Source organism: Chloroflexus islandicus (genome assembly GCF_001650695.1).
GTDB classification, from domain to species: domain Bacteria; phylum Chloroflexota; class Chloroflexia; order Chloroflexales; family Chloroflexaceae; genus Chloroflexus; species Chloroflexus islandicus.
Genome location: NZ_LWQS01000036.1, coordinates 24,634 through 45,323 on the forward strand (window position 1 = coordinate 24,634; position 20,690 = coordinate 45,323).

A 20,690-nucleotide genomic window follows, 5' to 3' on the forward strand; every position below is an offset into this window, starting at 1 on the left:
GAACGGTCGCTAGCCTAGCGCCAGCCCGATGGCAAAGAGGACACCGAAGATCAGATGCAACCGTCCGGTTCCGACCAGCGCCTTATTCAACGCCCGCCCGCGCTCGCGGTTGACAAAATCGATCAGGTTGAGCGCCATCGGTGCGGTAAGCCACGCCAGCAGCGTGAACGGCGATTCGCCGCCCCACATCCATGCCAGCGGCAGCAACACAAACGCGCCAAGCACCAAGAGGGCAAACTCGCTGCGGGCAAAGCGTTCGCCAAAGATCACCGCCAGCGTGCGTTTGCCTGCCTTGCGGTCGGTCGGCACATCGCGCAGATTGTTCACCACCAGAATCGCCGTCACCAGCATCGCTACCGGCAACGCGGCCCACAACGCCACCCAACGGAACTGGCCGGTATGAGCGTAGTCGGTGCCGATTACGGCCACCAATCCGAAAAAGACAAAGGTGAACAGATCGCCGAGACCGTTGTAGCCGAGCGGGAACGGGCCGGCGGTGTAGAGAATGCCGGCGGCGATCGACAGCAACCCAATCACAAGGATCGGCCAACCAGCCGCCACAATCAGATAGATGCCGGCCAGCGCCGCAATGCCAAAACTGATCAGCGCCGCCGCCAGCACCGTCTTGGCCGGCAGCAGGCCGAGCTGCGTCACCCGCGGCGGGCCAAGCCGCTCGCTGGTATCAGCCCCCTTCTTGGCATCAAAATAGTCGTTGGCCAAATTGGTGCCAATCTGAATAAAGAGCGCCCCCAACAAGGCCGCCAGCATGACCAATGGCTGAAACTTGCCGGCACTCAAGGCCAGCGCCGAACCAACCAGCACCGGCACCACGGCGGCGGGCAACGTCGCCGGACGAGCGGCCATCAGCCATACCTTCAGCCGTGACGGCGGCGCTGCCGGAGCTGCTTTGGTGGTCATCTTCATACTCCCTTTTTCGGAACGCAGAGACACACAGCAAGAGCTTTCTGTCTCGTATCAAAACCGATGCGCGATACAATGTACTAGTGTGGAGTGCGGCAGCCAAACTGCCGCACTCCATCAATGAACCGTCTGCTCACCTCTCACCAGAACAGCCCTGCTGGTGTGGCGTGCGGCAGTTGCACTGCCGCAGTCCATAAGGGAACCACCTGCTGGTGTGGCGTGCGGCAGTCATACTGCCGCAGTCCATATCTCACCTTATTCGCCTCACGGATAACGGCGGAAGCGGCGGAAGTTCGGCTTGCGCTTCTCAAGGAAGGCTTGCTTGCCCTCCTGCGCCTCTTCGGTCAAATAGTAGAGCAGTGTCGCATCGCCGGCCAACTGCTGCAACCCGGCATAGCCATCGGCGGCGGCGTTGATGCTGGCTTTGAGCATACGGATCGCCAGCGGGCTCTTTTCCAGAATCTCGCGCGCCCACTGCACCCCTTCGTCTTCCAGCCGCTCAAGCGGCACCACCGTATTCACCAAGCCCATCTCCAACGCTTGCTGGGCATTGTACTGCCGGCACAAGTACCAAATCTCGCGCGCCTTCTTGTCGCCGACCATGCGGGCCAGCAGGTTCGAGCCATAGCCGCCATCGAAGCTGCCCACCTTCGGCCCGGTTTGGCCAAAGATGGCATTATCGGCAGCGATCGTCAGGTCGCAGACCACATGCAACACATGGCCGCCGCCGATGGCATAACCGGCTACCAGCGCAATCACCGGCTTGGGAATAATCCGGATCAGGCGCTGGAGATCGAGCACATTCAGCCGCGGAATCTGGTCTTTGCCCACGTAGCCGCCGATCCCGCGCACACTCTGATCTCCGCCCGAACAGAACGCCTTATCACCGGCGCCGGTGAACAAAATCACGCCGATCCGCTCGTCGTCGCGAGCGCGCGAGAAGGCATCGATCAGCTCGTTGACCGTTTCAGGCCGGAACGCATTGCGCTTTTCGGGCCGGTTGATCGTAATCTTGGCAATCCCCTCGCCAGCCGCGTCGTGCTCGTAGATAATGTCAGTATAATCGTGAACTTTCACCCACTCGATTGGCATATATCTCCTCGCTGTCGTCAAATTGGCAGCCTGTAAATAATGTACCATATTCTTTCCCGCAGGGGGCGCAGGGGGGAACGAACAGAAATTTGGTCAATCACAACCGTTGATCGCTGTGCGATGCCTTGCTCCCCGCTCCCGCTAGTGCGAGAGCGGGGCTGGGAGGAGGGCCAGCAGCCCGCGCAGCGGGCTTCGTACCCCTAGCCCGGCCCTTCAGGGCCGGGCGCCGGATCAGATGTGCAGGCCACCCTTCAACCCGCGCTCGTGCGGTAGCGGGGCTGGGGGTGAGGGCGAAACGACGCATCTCACAGCCATCAACCGCATCTACACTCATGCGTTCTGTCCGCCCTTGAAAGAGGTGAAAACAGGCCACCGGCAGGGAGACGTCGTTGCCTGCCTTCGCGTCCTCAGCGGCAACCCCAACCACGCGCGAAAACTTGGTATAATGGCGATAGCCCAAGCTGAGACCAAGGAGCAGCTATGCCTGAACTGTTTCAGGTAGTGACGATTGCCGAGGCCAATGCTCGCCTCAGCGCGCACATCAGCCCACTGGCCCGCCGCGAGTCGCTGCCGCTGCACGCGGCCCTCGACCGGGTGCTAGCCGAAGCATTGCATTCGCCGGTTGATTTGCCGGCCTTTCCGCGTTCAACCATGGATGGCTTCGCAGTGCGCGCCGCCGACACTTACGGCGCCAGCGAGAGCCTGCCCGCCTATCTAACTCTCTGCGGCGAGGTGCCAATGGGCCGCGCACCGAACTTCACTGTCGGCCCCGGCCAAGCGGCGCTGATCCATACCGGCGGTATGCTCCCCCCCGGCAGCGATAGCGTGGTGATGATCGAGCATACCCAGTATCTTGACGCCACCACGATTGAAGTGGTGCGGCCCGTCGCGATCGGCGAGAACGTGATCCCAATCGGCGAGGATGTCAAGCGCGGCGAGTTGCTCTTCCCGCGCGGCCACCGCCTCCGTCCGCAAGATCTTGGCGGTCTCGCCGGCGTCGGCATCGTCAATGTGCCGGTAGTTGAGCGGCCACAAGTGGCGATCCTTGCCTCAGGCGACGAAGTGGTGCCCGCCGATGCCGAGGTTGCGCCGGGGCAAGTGCGCGACATCAATAGTTATACCATCGCCGCAATGGTGCGCCGCGCCGGCGGCGAGCCAATCTTGTGCGGCATCGCGCCTGATGATCCGGCGGTACTGGAGCGCATGGCGCGCGCAGCGCTGGAAGCCGCCGATATGCTGGTGCTCTCCGCCGGCAGCTCGGTTAGCGCGCGTGACCATACCGTTAAAGTGATCGAGTCGCTCGGCGCGCCGGGGGTGCTGGTGCATGGCGTGGCCATTCACCCCGGCAAACCCACCATCATCGCCGCCGCCGGCAACCGCCCGATCTTTGGCTTGCCCGGCAATCCGGTGTCGGCCATGATCGCGTTCGGCCTCTTCGTCGCCCCAGCCCTGCGCCGCCTGCAAGGCATGCCCGACGCCGATCCGCCGGCTCTCCAAGCCGTGCTGACCCTCAATGTGCCTTCCAAGCCGGGCCGCGAAGACTTTGTGCCGGTGCGGCTGGAACGGCGCGACGGGGTGTTGTATGCCGAGCCGGTCTTTGGCAAGTCGAATCTGATCTACACCATGGCCCACGCCGATGGGCTTGTGCGGGTACCACTCGATCTGACCGGGTTGTACGCAGGGACAACGGTTGACATTACGTTGTTCTGAAGGGGTTTTGTGATTGCGAAGGGGGAAATCCCGTATGTCATTGCGCAAGGCCACCCACGCTCTTGTCATTGCGAGGGCGCGCAGCGCCCGAAGCAATCTCCCCCTTCGGCGGGAAGGATGCCTGAGCGGGTGCCGCCCGCCCTCTTGTCATTGCGAGGGCGCGCAGCGCCCGAAGCAATCTCCCGCTTCGGCGGGAAGGATGCCTGAGCGGGTGCCATTCGCTGAAGGAGGAGATTGCTTCGCCGCCTCCGGCGGCGCGCAAGGACAAAAGAGAAGCGCGGCGCACAAGGACAAAAGGTTGCCTGTCATTGCGCAAGGATGTGCGCCCTCTTGTCATTGCGAGGGAGTGGCGGCCCCAACGTAGCGCAGGGTCCCGCCCGCCCTCTTGTCATTGCGAGGGCGCGCAGCGCCCGAAGCAATCTCCCGCTTCGGCGGGAAGGATGCCTGAGCGGGTGGCTTCCGTGCTCGCAGGAGATTGCTTCGCCGCCTCCGGCGGCTCGCAATGACAAAAGAGAAGCGCGGCGCACAAGGACAAAAGGGGGAGCGCACCGCGCAAGGACAAGGGGAAAACGGCGGCGCACAAGGACAACGGTTGGCTGCCATTGCGCAAGGCCACCCACGCTCTTGTCATTGCGAGGGCGCGCAGCGCCCGAAGCAATCTCCCGCTTCGGCGGGAAGGATGCCTGAGCGGGTGCCGCCCGCCCTCTTGTCATTGCGAGGGCGCGCAGCGCCCGAAGCAATCTCCCGCTTCGGCGGGAAGGATGCCTGAGCGGATAGCTTCCGTGCTTGCAGGAGATTGCTTCGCCGCCTCCGGCGGCTCGCAATGACAAAGATCGAGGACGAGCATTGCTTGCCTATAGATCAGCTAAGTCTGCAACCGGAATCGCCCGCATAACACCATAGAGTTTCTTATGTCAAAACGACGCTACTACCTCGAAGATCGCGCTCTCGATGAGGCGATTGCCCGCTTTGAAGCAGCCCTTGCGCGTGCCGGCGGGGTGCATCTGCTCGACAGCGAGACCATCCCGCTTGCCCAAGCTCGCGGACGGATTACCGCCGCGCCGGTGTGGGCCGCGCGCTCGGTGCCGCATTATCACGCCGCTGCGATGGACGGGATTGCCGTGCGCGCGGCGGCCACCGCTGGCGCGACCGAGTCGTCGCCGCTGACGCTCACCCTCGGCGAGCAGGTGGTGTGGGTGGATACCGGCGATCCGATGCCTCCCGGCACCGATGCGGTGGTGATGGCCGAGAATGTGCAGGTGCTCGACGAGACGACGGTGGCGATCAATGCTGCGGTGGCGCCGTGGCAACACGTGCGCCCGCTGGGTGAAGACATTGTGGCGACAGAGCTGATTGTCGCCGAGGGTGCGGTTTTGCGTCCGGTTGATCTCGGTGCGATTGCCGCCGCCGGTTACGCGACCGTCACCGTGCGGCGCCGTCCGCGTGTAGCTATTATCCCTACCGGTACCGAGCTGATCACGCCGGAAGCCGCCGCCGCGCGCGAAGCGGCGGGCCAGCCGGTGCAGCCGGGTGAGATTATCGAGTTTAACTCGCTGATCCTCGCCGGTTTGGTTGAGGAGTGGGGCGGAATTCCCACCCGCCTGCCGCCCGTCCCCGACCGGCAAGAGCTGTTGCGCGCGGCAGTGGCGGAAGCGCTGGCGAACCATGATGTGCTTGTGATTAACGCCGGTTCGTCCGCTGGTTCCGAAGACTATACCGCTTCGATCATTGCCGAGTTTGGCGAGGTGGCCGTGCATGGCGTTGCGATTCGCCCCGGCCATCCGGTCATCCTCGGTGTGGCCGGCGGCAAGCCGGCCTTTGGCTTGCCCGGCTACCCCGTCTCGGCAGCGTTGACGGCGGAACTCTTCCTGCGCCCGTTGCTCTACCGGCTGCAGGGGCTCACGCCACCGGAACGGCCCAAGGCGACGGCGTATATCAGCCGCAAATTGCTTTCGCCGATGGGGGAAGATGAGTTTGTGCGCGTGACGTTGGGCCGGGTAGACGGGAGACTGATTGCGACGCCGCTTTCGCGCGGGGCCGGCGTGGTGACGTCGCTGATCCGCGCCGACGCGATCGCCCATATTCCCCGCTTTTCCGAAGGGTTGCACGCCGGGGCGGAAGTGACGGTCGAGCTGCTGCGCCCACAGGCCGAGATCGAGTCTACCATCGTCGCGATTGGCAGCCACGATCTAGCCCTCGACCTCTTGGCCGGCTATCTGCAACGCACCGGCGCAGGCCGCCGGCTCAGTTCGGCCAACGTCGGCAGTTTCGGCGGCTTGATGGCGCTCAAGCGCCGCGACGCGCACCTCGCCGGGGTGCATCTGCTCGATGAAGAGACCGGTGAGTATAACGTGTCGTATGTACGGCGGTACCTGCCCGATGAAGAGATTGTGCTGGTGCATTTGGCCGATCGCGAACAGGGCTTTCTGGTGGCGCCGGGCAACCCGCTGGGATTGGGCACGCTCGCTGATCTCACCCGCACCGGTGTGCGCTTCGTCAACCGGCAACGCGGATCGGGCACGCGGGTGCTGCTCGATTACCAACTGCGCCAAGCGGGAATTGACCCCAGCGCTATCACCGGCTACGAACGCGAAGAGTATACGCACATGGCGGTTGCGGCGGCGGTGCAGAGCGGCGCTGCCGATGTTGGCCTCGGCATTCGCGCCGCTGCTCAAGCCTTGGGCCTGACCTTCATCCCGCTCTTTAGCGAACAGTATGACCTTGCCGTCCCGCGCCGCCATTGGGAGAGCGATTTGCTAGCACCGCTGCGGCAGATGTTGTGTGAACCGGCCTACCGGCAGGCGGTTGCGGCGTTGGGAGGGTATGACGTCACCCGTATGGGGGAAACAGTAGCGGTGAGGCATGCCTCACCGCACCCCTAACCCAGCATACGGCGCGGCATACCTAGCGAGGCATGCCTCACCGCACTAATTCTGCCGCGCACATCACCCGCCGGCGACAGCGGGAAAAATATCAACCGTATCACCCGGCTTGATCACCGTCTCGACGCCATTGGGCAGGTACGGAGCATCGCGGCCATTGATAAACACATGCACGTGCGGGTAGAGGTTGCCGTCTTCGTTGAGCAGCTCTTTGCGCAGGCGCGGAAACCGCTCAACGATGACATCAACCAGTTGTTTCACCGTCACATGCTCACCAACATGGAACTCTACCGTCCGGCCACCAACGATCGGGCGCAGAGTCGCATAGAAATTCACTTGCATCGCGTTTCAGTCATTAGAACGGGGCGAGCGCATCCGAGCGCCCGCCCCACGGCTAGCCAGCTCACCACTTAATCGATAATCCCCAGCTCGCGCAGCTTGCTCTCCGGCACCACGCCATTCACCCAGCCGCGGGCCGCGTAGTACTCGGCCAGCATCTCATCGAGCTCGCAGACGTGGCCTTCCGAACCGGGCATCGTTGACGGCTCTTGGGTGAAGCGAGCCGGCAGATAGTCGCTGCCCTCACGGAACCCGGCCAGATTGTTGTAGTAGCGCTCGAGGTTGTAGATGCGCTCGCCGATCTTGAGCACATCTTCCGGCGTACACTCAACCCCCACCATCGCCGCATACTGGGCCGCGTACTCCTCGGCGCTCTCGGCGAAGGCGCTGAACTTGCACAGATCGAGGCTGTCGGAGAAGGCGTGAACATCTTGGAAGATCTTCACCAGCTCACCCTTGCCCTTCCACGCCAGCGGATCGACCTTGAGCGAGCCGAACGGCATCACCCCCAGCTCGGCGGCGGGAGTATAGGCGCGCAGGTGGCAGGCACCGCGGTTGCTGGTCGCGTAAGCAATGCCCATGCCTTTCAGACCGCGCGGATCGTAGGCCGGCACGCCTTGGCCCTTCACCGTCATCGCCAATTCGGGGTGGCCAAAGTACCGCGCCGTCGCCTCAGCGCCATCGGCCATCACATTGCCGATGCCCTCGCGCATCGCAATCTTGCGCGCCATCTCGACCATCGCCATCGTGTCGCCCCAAGCAAGGCCGCCATCGCCGTTGGTATAGCCGCGCTCAGTCGCTTCCATGTAGACTGAAAGCGGATGGCCCAGCTCGATAGCGTCCATGCCGTAGTCGTTGCACATATCGATCAGCTTGGCGACGGTATTGATATCATCGTTGCCGCAGTTCGCGCCGAGCGACCATGCCGGCTCGTACTCGACGCTCTCCATGCGGAGGCCCTTCCATGGCCCCTCTTTGATCTCGACCTCTTTCTTACAGGCCACCGGGCAAGCGTGACAGGTCGGGTCATCGACCAGAATATGCTCCTTGACATACTCGCCGCTGATCTTTTCGGCACTGGGGCCGAACGAGGTGACCATGCTGTTCTTGGTGGGCAACGCCCCCATCGCGCTGGTGATATTCATCAGCACGTTGGTGCCGTAGACCGAGAGACCGCCCTTGCGCGGGCTCGTAATGTTGCGCTCGTCCATGATCGTGGCGAGGGCGCGCTTCTGAGCCGGCTTCCACGCCTCGAGGTTGGCCGCCTTGGGCATCTTCTTGGCCGACTTGATCACCACCGCCTTGAGCAACTTGCTGCCGCCGACGCAGCCGGTGCCACCACGCCCGCTGGCGCGATCGTTCTCGTTGACCCAGCAGGCAAACTTGACCAGATTCTCGCCCGCGGGGCCAATCGCGATCACGCTCAAATCCTTCTCGCCGTAGCGCTCGCGGAAGAACTTGACCGTATCGTGAATGCCTTTGCCCCAGACCTCCGAGGCATCCATAATCTCGACGATGCCATCATGCACGTACAGGTAGACCGGGCCGCTGGCCTTGCCCTTCACCAACAGGCCGTCAAAGCCGGCCCAGCGCAGCCGCGCCGCCGACCAACCGCCGTGGTGGCTGTCGGTGACGGTGCCGGTCAGGGGCGACTTGGTGACAATCGCCATCCGCCCGCTCATATTCGCTTCGGTGCCAGTCAGCGGGCCGTTCATAAAGCAGAGCAGGTTATCGGGCGAGAGTGGATCAACCTGCGGGCCATTCTCGAGCATATAGCGCACCCCAAGCCCGCGCGCGCCGATATACTTGCGCGCCCAGTCTTCGGGAATGCCGCGATATTCCACCGTTCCAGCCGTCAGATCGACATGGGCGATTCGGTTTGCGTACCCGCCAAGAGCCATAGCGTCCCTCCTCACAACAGCAAACGAAGCGACATCGGCACCCCACAACGACTATCTGACGCAGACGACCAAGGGCAGCGTAACCGGCGCAGATGCTAGCTGGTGCGCAGGAGACGGCGCACGCAGCAGCGGTCAGCGCAAACCGGCGCCCAGTCTGTCTGGATGCGCTTCCACCTGCAATGACCCTCTGAGCACACACCTTCCCGCCACTTCATGTTGACACCCGGCTGCACTGCCTTATTGACGTTTGCGTGAGAGTATGATAGGAACATTGTATATCAAGGAAGGCGGTAAATCAATACGTTAACAGTATTGACACCTCACTATTCGGCTAGAGCAAGACCGGCGCTAACGTCACCATTGTCGCTGTACGCACTATCCGCCAGCAACGCGGGTCAAGCATAGAAGCAATCCCCTGTTTCAGCGGTACCTGTGCCTGAGTAGATTGCTCTCGCACTCGCCTGTCATTGCGAGGGGTCGCCAGCCCCTTATGTCATTGCGAGGGCGCGCAGCGCCCGAAGCAATCTCCCCCTTTGGCGGGAAGGATGCCTGTGCGGCATCCCCTACCCCCGCGGGAGTGGGGCAAGAAGGTGCATTCCCCGCACCGTATCGCCCGGCCCTCAAGGGCCGGGCTACCGGTACGAAGCCCGCTGCGCGGGCTGATCGATGAGTGATGGTGTCCCGCTCTCGTGGGGGATTGCTTCGCCGCCTGCGGCGGCTCGCAAGGACAACCGGGGCGCATTCCACATGTCATTGCGAGGGAGTGGCGGCCCCAGCGTAGCGCAGGGCCGCCCGACCGAAGCAATCTCCCCCTTTGGCGGGAAGGATGCCTGAGCGGGTAGCTTCCGTGCTCGCGGGAGATTGCTTCGCCGCGCGCAGCGCGGCTCGCAAGGACAACGGGGGCACGGGGTGCAGTGCCCGAAGCAATCCCCCCTTCAGCGAAAGACATGTCAGTCTGTCGCTTCAGCGAGAAAATCGCTGATCAACCTGCCAACCATCGCTGGCTGCTCGATCTGCGCCGCGTGACCGGCATCCGGCACGATCACATGACGCGCATGCGGCATCAGCGCCGCCATCTGCGCCCCGATCACGCAGAACTTCTCGTCGAGCGCGCCGGTGATGAGCAAGGTAGGGGTCGCAATGGCCGGCAACGCTGCCCACAACGACGGCTGCCGCCCGACGCTCATCCCGCGCAGCGCGTTAGCATACCCGCACGCACTGCCGGCTAGCCGCTGCGCCCGCTGCGCCGCGCGCACCTCCGCCGGCAAGCGTCGTTGCGACGCGAAGAGCGGCTGCGCCGCCCAATACTCGACAAACCACTCCAGCCCCTCGCGCTCGATCCGTTCGGCCAGCGCTTCGTCGCTCGCCAAGCGCGCCGCCCGTTCCGCCGGATCGGCCAACCCCGGCGAGGCCCCGATCAAGACCTGCCGCCCCACCCGTTCCGGCGCGCCGGCAGCCAAGAGCAGCCCGATCCGCCCGCCCATCGAATAGCCGCACAGATCAACCCGCGTGAAGCTGAGCTGATCGATCAACGCCAGCACATCGGCCACGCACTGCTCGATCGCATACCGCGCCGGATCGGCGGGAGCGTCACTCTGGCCGTGCCCGATCAGATCAACCATCACCAACGTGTGGTGCGCAGCGAGGGACGGAACCAGCGGTTGCCATGTCTGCCCGTTGCCGGTAAAGCCGTGCAACAAGAGCAGCGGCGGCCCAGCGCCGGCTAGCGCGACGTGCAATGTGAGATCGTTGAGCGAAATCTTCACCGTCTTCTTTCCCGCAACAACCAACGAATAACGCGAAACCTGCCAGTATATGCTACACTGAACGTACAATCATGACAACGCGCAGGCGCACTGTTCAAGCAACCCGCTGGCCTGCGCAGGAGCGAGGCTATGACCACGACTCCGGCCAACGAACAATCGCCATCACCTACTGCCGGCGCAACGCCGGTCGAGCGGCCGGTGCTCCCGTTGCTCGACAGCGTCCTGTTCCCGCAAATGCTGGCGCCACTGTTCGTCAATGACGAACGCGCAATCAATGCGGTCGAGCAAGCTGCCGCCAGCGATCGGGTTGTGCTGGCGGTTGCCGCCCGCGGCCCAACCGAAGATTTTTCGGTTGGGATGAACGACCTCTACTCGATCGGCGTTGAAGCGATTGTGCAACGGCTGCGTCGCCTGCCTGACGGCACGTTGAGCGTGGTGCTCGAAGGCCGGCAACGGATGCAAATCATCAGCGTGGTGGCCGAACATCCGGCGCTGCGCGTGCTAGCCGCGCCGCTCGAAACGCCGCCGCTCGATGAAGATGCGGCGCTGATGGTCGAAGCCCTCAGCCGCACGATCCTGACCACCTTCGAGAAGATCGTCCGCTTGTCGCGCAATTTGCCCGACGATGCCTACCTCACCGCGCTCAACAGCGCCGAACCCGGTGAGTTGGCCGATATTATTGCTGCCCTCTTGCCCATTTCGGTCGAAGAGCGGCAAAAAATTCTGGAATTGGTAGATATCGAGCAACGGCTGCGCCATCTCGAAGTCTTGCTGGCCAAAGAGCTCGATCTCCTCGAACTCGAAAATCGCATTCATAGCCAAGTGCAGCAGGAGGTTGATCGCAGCCAGCGCGAGATGTTTCTGCGCGAGCAGTTGCGCGCTATTCAACGCGAACTCGGCCAAGAGGATCCATCGCGCCGCGAGATCGCTCTCTTGCGTGAACGCGCCGCTGCCGCCGGGTTGCCGGCCCATGCGATGGCCCGCTTCGAGGAGGAATTGGCCCGGCTCGATCTTATCTCGCCAATGTCACCCGAACACGGTATGCTGCGCACCTATCTCGATTGGCTGATTTCGCTGCCGTGGAGCAACGCCAGCCCGGAGAATCGCGATCTGCGCGCCGCAGCGGCGGTGCTCGAACGCAACCACTACGGCTTGCGCAAAGTCAAGGATCGCATCCTCGAATACATTGCTGTGCGCCAACTGGCCGGCCCCGCCCGCCGTGCGCCCATCCTCTGCTTCGTCGGCCCTCCCGGCGTCGGCAAGACCAGCCTCGGCCAGAGCATTGCCGAGGCACTAGGCCGCCGCTTCGTCCGTCTCAGCCTTGGCGGCGTGCATGACGAGGCGGAGATCCGCGGCCACCGCCGCACCTATATCGGTGCGTTGCCCGGACGCATTTTGCAGCGGATGAAGGTGGCCGGCACGATCAACCCGGTCTTTATGCTCGACGAGGTTGATAAGCTGGGCAGCGATTTTCGCGGCGATCCGTCAGCCGCCCTGCTTGAGGTGCTCGATCCCGAACAGAACAGCACCTTTAGCGATCACTATCTCGATCTGCCTTACGACCTCAGCCAGACCCTGTTCATCACCACGGCCAATGTCGCCGACGCTATCCCTGATCCGCTGCTCGACCGCATGGAACTGGTGGAGTTGCCGGGTTATACCGAGGATGAGAAGCTGCACATCGCTCGCCGCTTTCTCATTCCGCGCCAAATGACCGATAGCGGCCTGCCGCCGGCGACGATCCGGTTCGGGAATGAAACGATTCATGCGATTATCCGCAACTACACCTACGAAGCCGGCGTGCGCAATCTGGAACGCGAGATTGGCGCGATCTGCCGCAAAATCGCTCGCCGCATCGCTGAGGGTAAACGCTACCAGCGCCAAATCACGCCGCGGGCCTTGCCCAAACTGCTCGGCCCGCCCCGCTTCGAGATTGGCAAGATTGATCCGCGCGATCAGGTAGGGGTGGCGGTTGGGATGGTCTATACCAGCGCCGGCGGTGACATTATGCCAGTGGAAGTGGTATTGATGGACGGCAAAGGCAATCTGCTGCTCACCGGCCAGCTCGGCGAGGTGATGCAAGAGTCGGCGCAGGCGGCGCTCTCGTTTGCCCGCGCCAACGCTGCTCGATTAGGCATTGAGGTCCGCCACTTCGATAAGCTCGATGTTCACGTCCACGTCCCCGAAGGCGCTACTCCGAAAGATGGCCCTTCGGCGGGTGTGACCATCGCTACTGCCTTGATCTCGGCGCTAACCGGGCGCACGGTGCGCCACGATATTGCCATGACTGGCGAGATTACGCTGCACGGGAGGATTTTGCCAATCGGCGGCGTGAAAGAGAAGGTGCTGGGTGCATACCGGGCCGGCATTCGCCAGATCATTCTACCCAAGCGCAATGAGCACGATCTGGCCGAGATTCCAGCCGTCTTGCGCCGGCAATTGACCATCCACCTGATCGAACGGATCGAACAGGCGCTCGAACTCGTCCTCGGCCCGCCACCGCCGAAAGAGCCGCGCCGCGCGCCGCGCGTCATCCCGCGCCGGATTGACGACGACGATTAAATTGGTAGGGACATAGCGACGCTATGCCCGCGCGGGCATAGCGTCGCTATGTCCCTACCCGTGGCCTTTCCCCGCGTTCCGGATCGGCCACGATGTCCGCCATGGCTCTTCCCAAAGCCGCCAAATCGACCCCGCGGTACACCGCCGGCAACTGCGCCAGCCGGCGCTGCGCCTTGGCCCAATTGAGCTGCAAGCCGCGCCGGTTGCCCTGCCGCCACTTCACCAGCGCCGCCGCGATCTGGATCAAGGCCTTGTAAAACTCGGCCTCTATCCCCTGCGCCTCCCGCCAGCAGATTTCCCATTGCTCGTGGGCATGCCAATACTCGCCGGCGTTGAAAAGCTGGATACCGGCGAGAAAAGGATCGGGCGCAAGGTTTTGTTCACGAGCATGATCCATCGTTTTATTCCGCCATCAACGCCTCTAGCGTCCGCTGCGCGCACGCCTCCCACGTAAACTGGCGCGCGCGCGCCAAACCGCGCTGCCGCAGATCAGCACGCAGAGTCGCATCATCATGCACGCGCATGATGGCCGCGGCAATTGCATGCACGTCGAGGGGATCAACCAGCAGCGCCGCATCGCCGGCCACTTCCGGCAACGACGAGATCGTACTCGTGATGACCGGCGCACCGCATGCCATCGCCTCTAGCACCGGGATGCCAAAGCCTTCGTACAGCGACGGAAAGATGAACGCCAGCGCGCCGGCTAGCAACGCGGGCAGATCGGCATCGGCGACATAGCCGGTAAAACGCACCCGATCGGCAATCCCCAACTCGCTGGCCCGCCGCTCGATCGGTTCGCTCAGCCAGCCGCGCTTGCCGGCCAGCACTAGATCAAGATTGTAACCGGCAGCCAATACCGTCGCCAGCGCCTCAATCACCCGCGCTAGATTCTTGCGCGGCTGCACCGTGCCGATGTACAAGAGATATGGCCGTTGCAACAAACCATAGCGCGCGCGTACAGCCGTAACACAATCCCGATCATCCGGTGGCCCGAAATCCGCACTCAAGCCGAGAGGCGTGACGGTAATCCGGTCAGGGTTAACGCCGTACCAATTGACCAGATCGCGCTTGGTTGCCTCGGAAACGGCCAGCACCCGCCGGGCCGCGCGCAAGCTCCACCGCGTCGTCACTTCGAGTTCGAGCCGGCGGCGAGCGGTGTGCGCTTCGGGAAAGACCCGATAGCCCACATCGTGAATAGTCACCACCGTTGGCGGATGGAGCAGCGGCACGACATGCGCCGGCACAAACAACACCCGCGGACGAGCGCGCCAACTAGCCGGCCCCAGCCGCAGATGCGTCCACAGCCGCGGCAAGCGCAGATCGCGCACCTGCGCCCGCTGGCTCAGCGGCGGCAACCGCTCGCACCCGCCGTTAATGTAGAGGCGAAATTGCACCTCAGCCGGCGCGATCCGGTCTAAGGCCGCAATCACTTCGTAACTGTAGCGTTCGGTACCGGTGCGTTGCGCCACCGTCGCCCGGCTGGCATCGATGTCAATGGTGATCATACGCGGGTATAGTAGCATATCTGTAGTTGACAGGCGCGTAGTAGGGGCAATGCGCTGCATTGCCCCGCCCCTCCTGTCATTGCGAGCCGAGCGCAGCGCGGCGAAGCAATCGCCTCCGACAGCGGGAAGAACCCCCTCACGCATCCCCTCCGCTGAAGCAGGAGATTGCTTCGGTCGCGCGGCCTCCAGCAGAGCTGGAGGCCGCTGCTCCCTCGCAATGACAAACGAACCACGTCATTGCGAGCCGCCGTAAGGCGGCGAAGCAATCCCCCGCGAGAGCGAAACGCACCCTTTGGAGTGCGGCAGTAAAACTGCCGCATCCACCACCCTGCACCCCCGGTATGCACCACTCCAGCATCGTATGCCCCAGCGGGAGATTGCTGCGGTCGGGCGGCTCCCAGTTTGGCAAGCGCCCCCGCTCCCCCTCTGTCATTGCGAGCTGCCGTACGGCGGCGAAGCAATCCCCTCCGATAGCGGGTGGAGTGCGGCAGTTGCACTGCCGCAGTCCATACGTGAACCGCCTGCGCACCTCGCGCCAGATCAGCCCTGTGCTGGTAGAGTGTATAAAGCCCCCCTCACGCATCCCCGCCGCTGAAGCAGGCGATTGCTGCGGGCGCTCCGCGCTCTCGCAATGACAGCGAGCACACAACCCCGCCCAACATTTGACAGCCACGTATCGCTTGTCTCTCTTTGCGGCTATACTATCTACAACAGCCGCATATCGATGTTACGAGCGGAGTACGCTATGAATTATCCCTTCATCTACCCCGGCGCCATCCACATGCATACGACCTATTCGGACGGATCGGCCACCTTCCCGCACCTGATCGCCGCTGCCCGTGAGGCCGGTCTGCGCTGGGTGATTGTCACCGACCACGACACGCTCGAAGGTTTACCCTTCGCCGGCTGGCACGACGATGTGTTAGTCATTGTCGGCTATGAAATCACCCCTGATCACAACCACTTCCTCGCCCTCAACGTTGACACGGTGATTAGCAACGAACTGCCGCCGCAACAGTTCATTGATGAAGTGTACGACCGCGGCGGCTTCGGCATTATCGCCCATCCCGACGAGCGAATCCGCAATTCGTTCAAGGATATTTACCGGTGGGATGACTGGACGATTGATGGGCCAAGCCAGCGCGAAGGGCGCGTCGTTGGGCTTGAGTTGTGGAATTTGATGAGCGATTGGGGCGAGCACCTGACCGAACGCAATAAACTGGCGCTGGTGCTCAACCCACGCTTGGGTCTAAGCGGGCCGACGCTGGCGACCTTGTGGTGGTGGGATCGGCTGAATATGGCTGGCCGGCGCACCTTCGGCATCGGCGGCGTCGATGCCCACGGCTTCAAACGCCAAGCGCCATGGGGCGAAATCGAAGTCTTTCCCTACCCGTGGATCTTCCGCACCCTCACTAACTACATTTTGCTCGCCGAACCGCTCAGCAGTGATGCGAAAGAGGCAACCAATCAGGTCTACGCTGCGTTAACCGCCGGACGTTGTTACTTTGCCAACCGGCTTGATGGCGAAGCGCCATCGATCGTCTTTCGTCTTAGCCGTCCCGGTGAAACGGCGGAAATGGGCGATACAATCAGTCTTGCCGGCGGGCCGCTGTTGGTCGAGGTTGACGTTGGCGCCGATGCCTACGCCCGCTTAATCGTCAACGGCGAAGTTATGACCAGCGGCATCCGCCGCATCCGCCAAACCGTTGACGACGACGGCATCTACCGCGTGGAAGCGTATTGGGGCGGCAAACCGTGGCTCTTTACCAACCCGATCTTCGTGACCGCTACGCCGTAACCGCCGGCTCCTCGGCCTCAACTTCGATCGTGCGGGCCAAGCGCCGATCGAGCGGCACCGGGTCGGCATCGCAAATCTGCACCGTCAACGGCCCGTCAAACGGCGCACTGGCCGTCACCACCACCCGCGCGCCGGGCACAAGACCGAGATCGGCCAGATAACGCAGCCGCTCAGCGGCCTGATCACGCACCCGCGCAATCCGCGCCGGTTGGTGGAGCGGCAGATCGGCCAGCCGGATGGCGCGGGTGGTAGGCAAGGCCCCATCGACGCCGGGGATCGGGTCGCCATGCGGATCAAAATCCGGGTAGCCCAACCGTTCGGCGATCCGCGCCTCGAGCTTCTCGCTAATGTGGTGTTCGAGCCGCTCGGCCTCTTCATGCACCTCGTCCCAACTATAACCGAGCGCCTCGACGAGGTAGAGTTCGAGCAAACGATGATGCCGGATCACCTCCAACGCAATCCGCTCGCCGGCTGGTGACAGCACCACGCCTTGATAGGGCGTATGCTGCACCAGATTCATCTCGGCCAGCTTCTTGATCATCCCAGTAACCGATGCTGGGCGCGACCCGCGCAGCTCGCCGAGCATTGTCGTCGTCACCGCACCGACCTGCTGTTGCAGCAAATAGATCGCTTTCAGATAATCTTCAATGGCCGGCGTAATCCGGTTGGACAGATTGGCATCTTCGACAGGGGTCAAGGCGCGTCTCCTTCTGGCGGCGCGAAACCCGATTTTGCTGGCTTCAATGTACCATAGAGCGGCTATTTCCTGCAACGGGCGTGGTACAATCGGGTTACGATAGGTAACGTAATGATAGTGCATTGTAATGTCGTTACGTACGCACCGCTGCACATATAAGGAGCGACTGTCATGAGCAACGAACCATTGGTCATCAGCTCGGTCGAAGGCCCTATCGCTATCCTGACTCTCAACCGGCCACAGGCGCTCAACGCCCTCAGCCCAGCGCTCATCGATAATCTCATTCGCCATCTCGAGATGTATGACGCCGATGACTTGATCCGGGCCATCATCATCACTGGGGCTGGGCGGGCGTTCGCTGCCGGCGCCGACATCAAGGCAATGGCCAACGCCACCCCGATCGAGATGCTCACCAGCGGCATGATTGCCCGTTGGGCCAGAATTGCGGCCATCCGCAAACCGGTGATTGCCGCCGTTAATGGCTACGCGCTCGGCGGCGGCTGCGAGCTGGCGATGATGTGCGACATCATTTTGGCCAGCGAGACGGCCCAATTCGGCCAACCTGAAATCAATATCGGCATCATTCCCGGCGCCGGCGGCACCCAACGCCTTACCCGCGCCCTCGGCCCCTACCGCGCCATGGAGATGGTCTTGACTGGCGCCACGATCAGCGCCCACGAGGCCGCCGCACATGGATTAGTGAACCGGGTCTGCCCGCCGGAAACCCTGCTCGACGAAGCGCGCCGAGTGGCGCAGACGATCGCCGCCAAATCGCCGCTGGCTGTGCAATTGGCCAAAGAGGCGGTACGCGCCGCCGCCGAAACCACCGTGCGCGAAGGGTTGGCGATTGAATTGCGCAATTTCTACCTCCTCTTCGCCAGCGAGGATCAGAAAGAGGGTATGCGCGCCTTTATCGAAAAACGCGCCCCCAACTTTAGCGGGCGGTAACGAATTCAGGGCGGCCAACCAACCGGATCGACCCTTCCGCAATGCTCATAAGGACACAGTTATGGATATACACGAGCGATTGCGATCTCTCGAACGCGAAAACGCCATCTTACGCCAACAGCTCTCAATCCTCCGCGCGCAGTTTACCGCGAGTTTGGCCGCTCATGAGTTGCCGTTCGATATGGTCTTCCACCAATTGCCCATCCCAATGGTGTTGTTTGCGCCTGATGGGCTGTCAGTGGCAATGAATCGGGCCAATGAACAATTGGTGGCAACACCGATCGATCAAGTCGTCGGGCGCTACAACATTTACAACGATCCGGCGGCCCAGAAGCGCGGCTTTGTCGCCGCCTTCGAGGCCGCCCGCCGCGGCCAAATCGCCGCAATGCCGCCCACTCCCTACGATACTGCCGAAGCCGAGATCGAAGGCCGGGTTGTTGATCAACAATTTTGGGCAGAAACAACCTATTTTCCGATCTACGATCACATGCACCGGCTGGTGCTGATCGGCGAAATGAACCGTGACGTGACCGATTGGGTGCGGATCCGCGACGAAGAACAACGCCTTACCGCCGAACTGTACGAACGCGAACGGCGCTTTGCCGCGCTGTTTGATCAACTGAGCATTGGGATTGTGGTGATTGAAGAGAGTGGCCGGATTGTCGATTGCAACCAAGCCATTGCGACGATGTTGGGATTTGAACGCGACGAGCTGATCGGCACGATAATCATACATCGCACCCATCCCGATGATCGCAATACCGATCTGCTGCTGTGGGAAGAATTACTCGACGGCAAACGCGATAGCTATACGGTCGAAAAGCGGTACCTGCATAAAGATGGCCATATTGTGTACGGTCGCATGACCTGTTCGGCGGTGCGCGACAAAGAGGACAAGATCACGTTTCTCGTCCGCTTGATCGAAGATATTTCCGCCCAACGCACTGCCGAGGCTGCGGTTGAAACCAGCCGTCGCCTGCTGCAAGACATTATCAACCAGATACCAGCACTGATCTTTGTTAAAGATGCCGAAGGGCACTATCTGATGGTGAACGAGCGCTTAGCCGCCTTTGCCGGCTATGAACCGCAGGCAATGATCGGCAAAGGAGACGACGAACTCTTCGCGCCGGCCTTGGCCGACTACTACCGCTCGTTCGACCGTGAGGTCTTGCGTCATCGCCGCCCGATTCAACGCGATGACGATCGTTGGACGGCTGATGGGCTGACAGCGTTTACCACTATCAAATTTCCGCTGTTCGATCACGAAGGGAAGATCTACGGCATTGCCGGGATTGCGATCGATATCACCGAACGGCGCCGGATGGAGCGCGAACGCGAGCGGATCGAGCAGCAACTCCGTGAGACCCAACGGCTTGAGAGCTTAGGCGTCATGGCCGGCGGAATCGCCCACGATTTCAATAATCTACTCGTCGGCGTGTTAGGCAATGTTTCACTTGCCCTCAGCGAACTGCCCGCCGATCACCCTGCCTATCCTTTGCTGGCGCAAATCGAGCAAGCCGCGTTGCGGGCCAGCGAGCTCACCAATCAATTATTGACCTACACTGGCCGCCACCAACCCGATATGCAACGGCTTGACCTCAGCCGGGTGGTGGAAGAGATGCAAACATTGCTGCGTAGCATCTTACCCAGACGGGTTGATCTGATCGTTCAACCTTCCCCCATCCCATTACCCATTGAGGGTAACATTGCCCAAATCCGGCAGGTGTTAATGAATCTGGCCATTAACGGCGCTGAAGCCATTACCGGTAACGGCACCGTCACCATTGCGACTGAGGTGCGTGACGTTAGCGCCGATGAGACGGCTACGATGCAGATTGGCGCTGATCAGCCACCCGGACGTTACGCCGCGCTGATTGTCAAAGACACCGGCCATGGGATGGACGAAGTCACCAAAGCGCGCATTTTCGATCCGTTTTTCAGCACTAAATTTACCGGTCGCGGTCTTGGCTTGGCGGCGGTGAATGGCATTGTGCGCACCCACCGCGGCATGCTACACATTGACACCGAACCGAATCAGGGCACAACCTTTACCGTCTTTTGGCCAATGACGACCCTTTCTGATACCATCTCAACGACACCACCAGAGTCGCAACCGATCCAAGCAGTGGTTGAACAGCCTTTGGTCCAACATGAACAATCGGCCTTGGTCGTTGATGATGAACCTGATGTACGGATGGTCGCGCAACGGATGTTGCGCCGGATAGGATTTACCGTCTACGAAGCCGCCAGTAGCGCCGAGGCGCAACAAGTGCTCGAACAGCACGGCCACCAATTGGCCTTAGCCCTCATCGACTTGAGCATGCCGGGCCAAACGGGTGATGAGCTGGCGACCGAGATCCTCAGTCGCTATCCTTCCTTGCGGATCATTCTGATGAGTGGCTTCTCTCAACAAGAATTACCGGCTCATTTGCGAGCGAGCAGTATGGTCTCTTTTTTGGCTAAACCGTTTACGTTAAGCTCACTCACTACGACAGTGACAGCAGCACTTTCATCGCATGCGTTATAATAGTCGAGATTCAGGTTAGCGATAACCCAACCCGGCGCTGTG

14 protein-coding genes are annotated in these 20,690 nt (G+C 61.9%); 6 read left to right on the forward strand and 8 right to left on the reverse strand.

Annotated features, from left to right (window positions below):
- Positions 1–9 precede the first annotated feature (9 nt).
- Together A6A03_RS03620 and menB are read right to left on the reverse strand one after the other, a co-directional pair.
- Complete coding sequence (locus A6A03_RS03620; protein ID WP_066783634.1) at positions 10–918, reverse strand: 1,4-dihydroxy-2-naphthoate polyprenyltransferase; 909 nt, start codon at positions 916–918, stop codon at positions 10–12.
- Positions 919–1,185: 267 nt separating this feature from the next.
- Positions 1,186–2,013 carry a 1,4-dihydroxy-2-naphthoyl-CoA synthase gene (gene menB, locus A6A03_RS03625; protein WP_066783637.1) on the reverse strand — a complete coding sequence of 276 codons (828 nt, stop codon included), beginning with the start codon at positions 2,011–2,013 and terminating at the stop codon, positions 1,186–1,188.
- Positions 2,014–2,493: 480 nt separating this feature from the next.
- Between menB and A6A03_RS03630 the strand changes: the two genes are divergently transcribed.
- Entirely contained in the window at positions 2,494–3,723 is a 1,230-nt protein-coding gene (locus tag A6A03_RS03630) for a molybdopterin molybdotransferase MoeA (protein WP_066783639.1), read from the forward strand.
- 911 nt (positions 3,724–4,634) lie between these two features.
- Positions 4,635–6,605: a molybdopterin biosynthesis protein gene (locus A6A03_RS03635; protein WP_066783641.1), complete on the forward strand. Its 1,971-nt coding sequence runs from the start codon at positions 4,635–4,637 to the stop codon at positions 6,603–6,605.
- A gap of 63 nt (positions 6,606–6,668) precedes the next feature.
- Here A6A03_RS03635 and A6A03_RS03640 read toward each other — a convergent pair whose 3' ends face one another.
- The 3 genes from A6A03_RS03640 to menH form a co-directional block, all read right to left on the reverse strand.
- On the reverse strand, positions 6,669–6,947 hold the full coding sequence (locus A6A03_RS03640) for a ubiquitin-like small modifier protein 1 (protein WP_066783643.1): 279 nt from the start codon (positions 6,945–6,947) through the stop codon (positions 6,669–6,671).
- Between the two features lie 68 nt (positions 6,948–7,015).
- The gene (locus tag A6A03_RS03645) at positions 7,016–8,845 is read right to left on the reverse strand and encodes an aldehyde ferredoxin oxidoreductase family protein (protein WP_066783645.1); all 1,830 of its coding nucleotides are present in this window, start codon (positions 8,843–8,845) and stop codon (positions 7,016–7,018) included.
- 950 nt (positions 8,846–9,795) lie between these two features.
- Positions 9,796–10,611 (reverse strand): 2-succinyl-6-hydroxy-2,4-cyclohexadiene-1-carboxylate synthase, encoded by an 816-nt coding sequence (gene menH, locus A6A03_RS03650; protein WP_066783647.1) that lies wholly within the window; start codon positions 10,609–10,611, stop codon positions 9,796–9,798.
- 129 nt (positions 10,612–10,740) lie between these two features.
- On the opposite strand from menH, the gene lon reads away from it, so the two are divergent.
- Positions 10,741–13,173 carry an endopeptidase La gene (gene lon, locus A6A03_RS03655; protein WP_066783649.1) on the forward strand — a complete coding sequence of 811 codons (2,433 nt, stop codon included), beginning with the start codon at positions 10,741–10,743 and terminating at the stop codon, positions 13,171–13,173.
- 46 nt (positions 13,174–13,219) lie between these two features.
- On the opposite strand, the gene A6A03_RS03660 is transcribed toward lon, so the two are convergent.
- Positions 13,220–13,570: a DUF309 domain-containing protein gene (locus A6A03_RS03660; protein WP_066783651.1), complete on the reverse strand. Its 351-nt coding sequence runs from the start codon at positions 13,568–13,570 to the stop codon at positions 13,220–13,222.
- Between the two features lie 4 nt (positions 13,571–13,574).
- Complete coding sequence (locus A6A03_RS03665; RefSeq protein WP_076798212.1) at positions 13,575–14,678, reverse strand: glycosyltransferase family 4 protein; 1,104 nt, start codon at positions 14,676–14,678, stop codon at positions 13,575–13,577.
- Between the two features lie 745 nt (positions 14,679–15,423).
- On the opposite strand from A6A03_RS03665, the gene A6A03_RS03670 reads away from it, so the two are divergent.
- Positions 15,424–16,476 (forward strand): CehA/McbA family metallohydrolase, encoded by a 1,053-nt coding sequence (locus A6A03_RS03670; RefSeq protein ID WP_066783653.1) that lies wholly within the window; start codon positions 15,424–15,426, stop codon positions 16,474–16,476.
- Here A6A03_RS03670 and A6A03_RS03675 read toward each other — a convergent pair.
- Positions 16,466–17,173: a metal-dependent transcriptional regulator gene (locus A6A03_RS03675; protein ID WP_066783655.1), complete on the reverse strand. Its 708-nt coding sequence runs from the start codon at positions 17,171–17,173 to the stop codon at positions 16,466–16,468. The two genes, A6A03_RS03670 and A6A03_RS03675, sit on opposite strands and share 11 nt — an antisense overlap.
- Positions 17,174–17,344: 171 nt before the next feature.
- Between A6A03_RS03675 and A6A03_RS03680 the strand changes: the two genes are divergently transcribed.
- On the forward strand, positions 17,345–18,121 hold the full coding sequence (locus A6A03_RS03680) for an enoyl-CoA hydratase-related protein (protein WP_066783658.1): 777 nt from the start codon (positions 17,345–17,347) through the stop codon (positions 18,119–18,121).
- Positions 18,122–18,182: 61 nt separating this feature from the next.
- Complete coding sequence (locus tag A6A03_RS03685; protein ID WP_066783661.1) at positions 18,183–20,648, forward strand: hybrid sensor histidine kinase/response regulator; 2,466 nt, start codon at positions 18,183–18,185, stop codon at positions 20,646–20,648.
- Positions 20,649–20,690 lie beyond the last annotated feature (42 nt).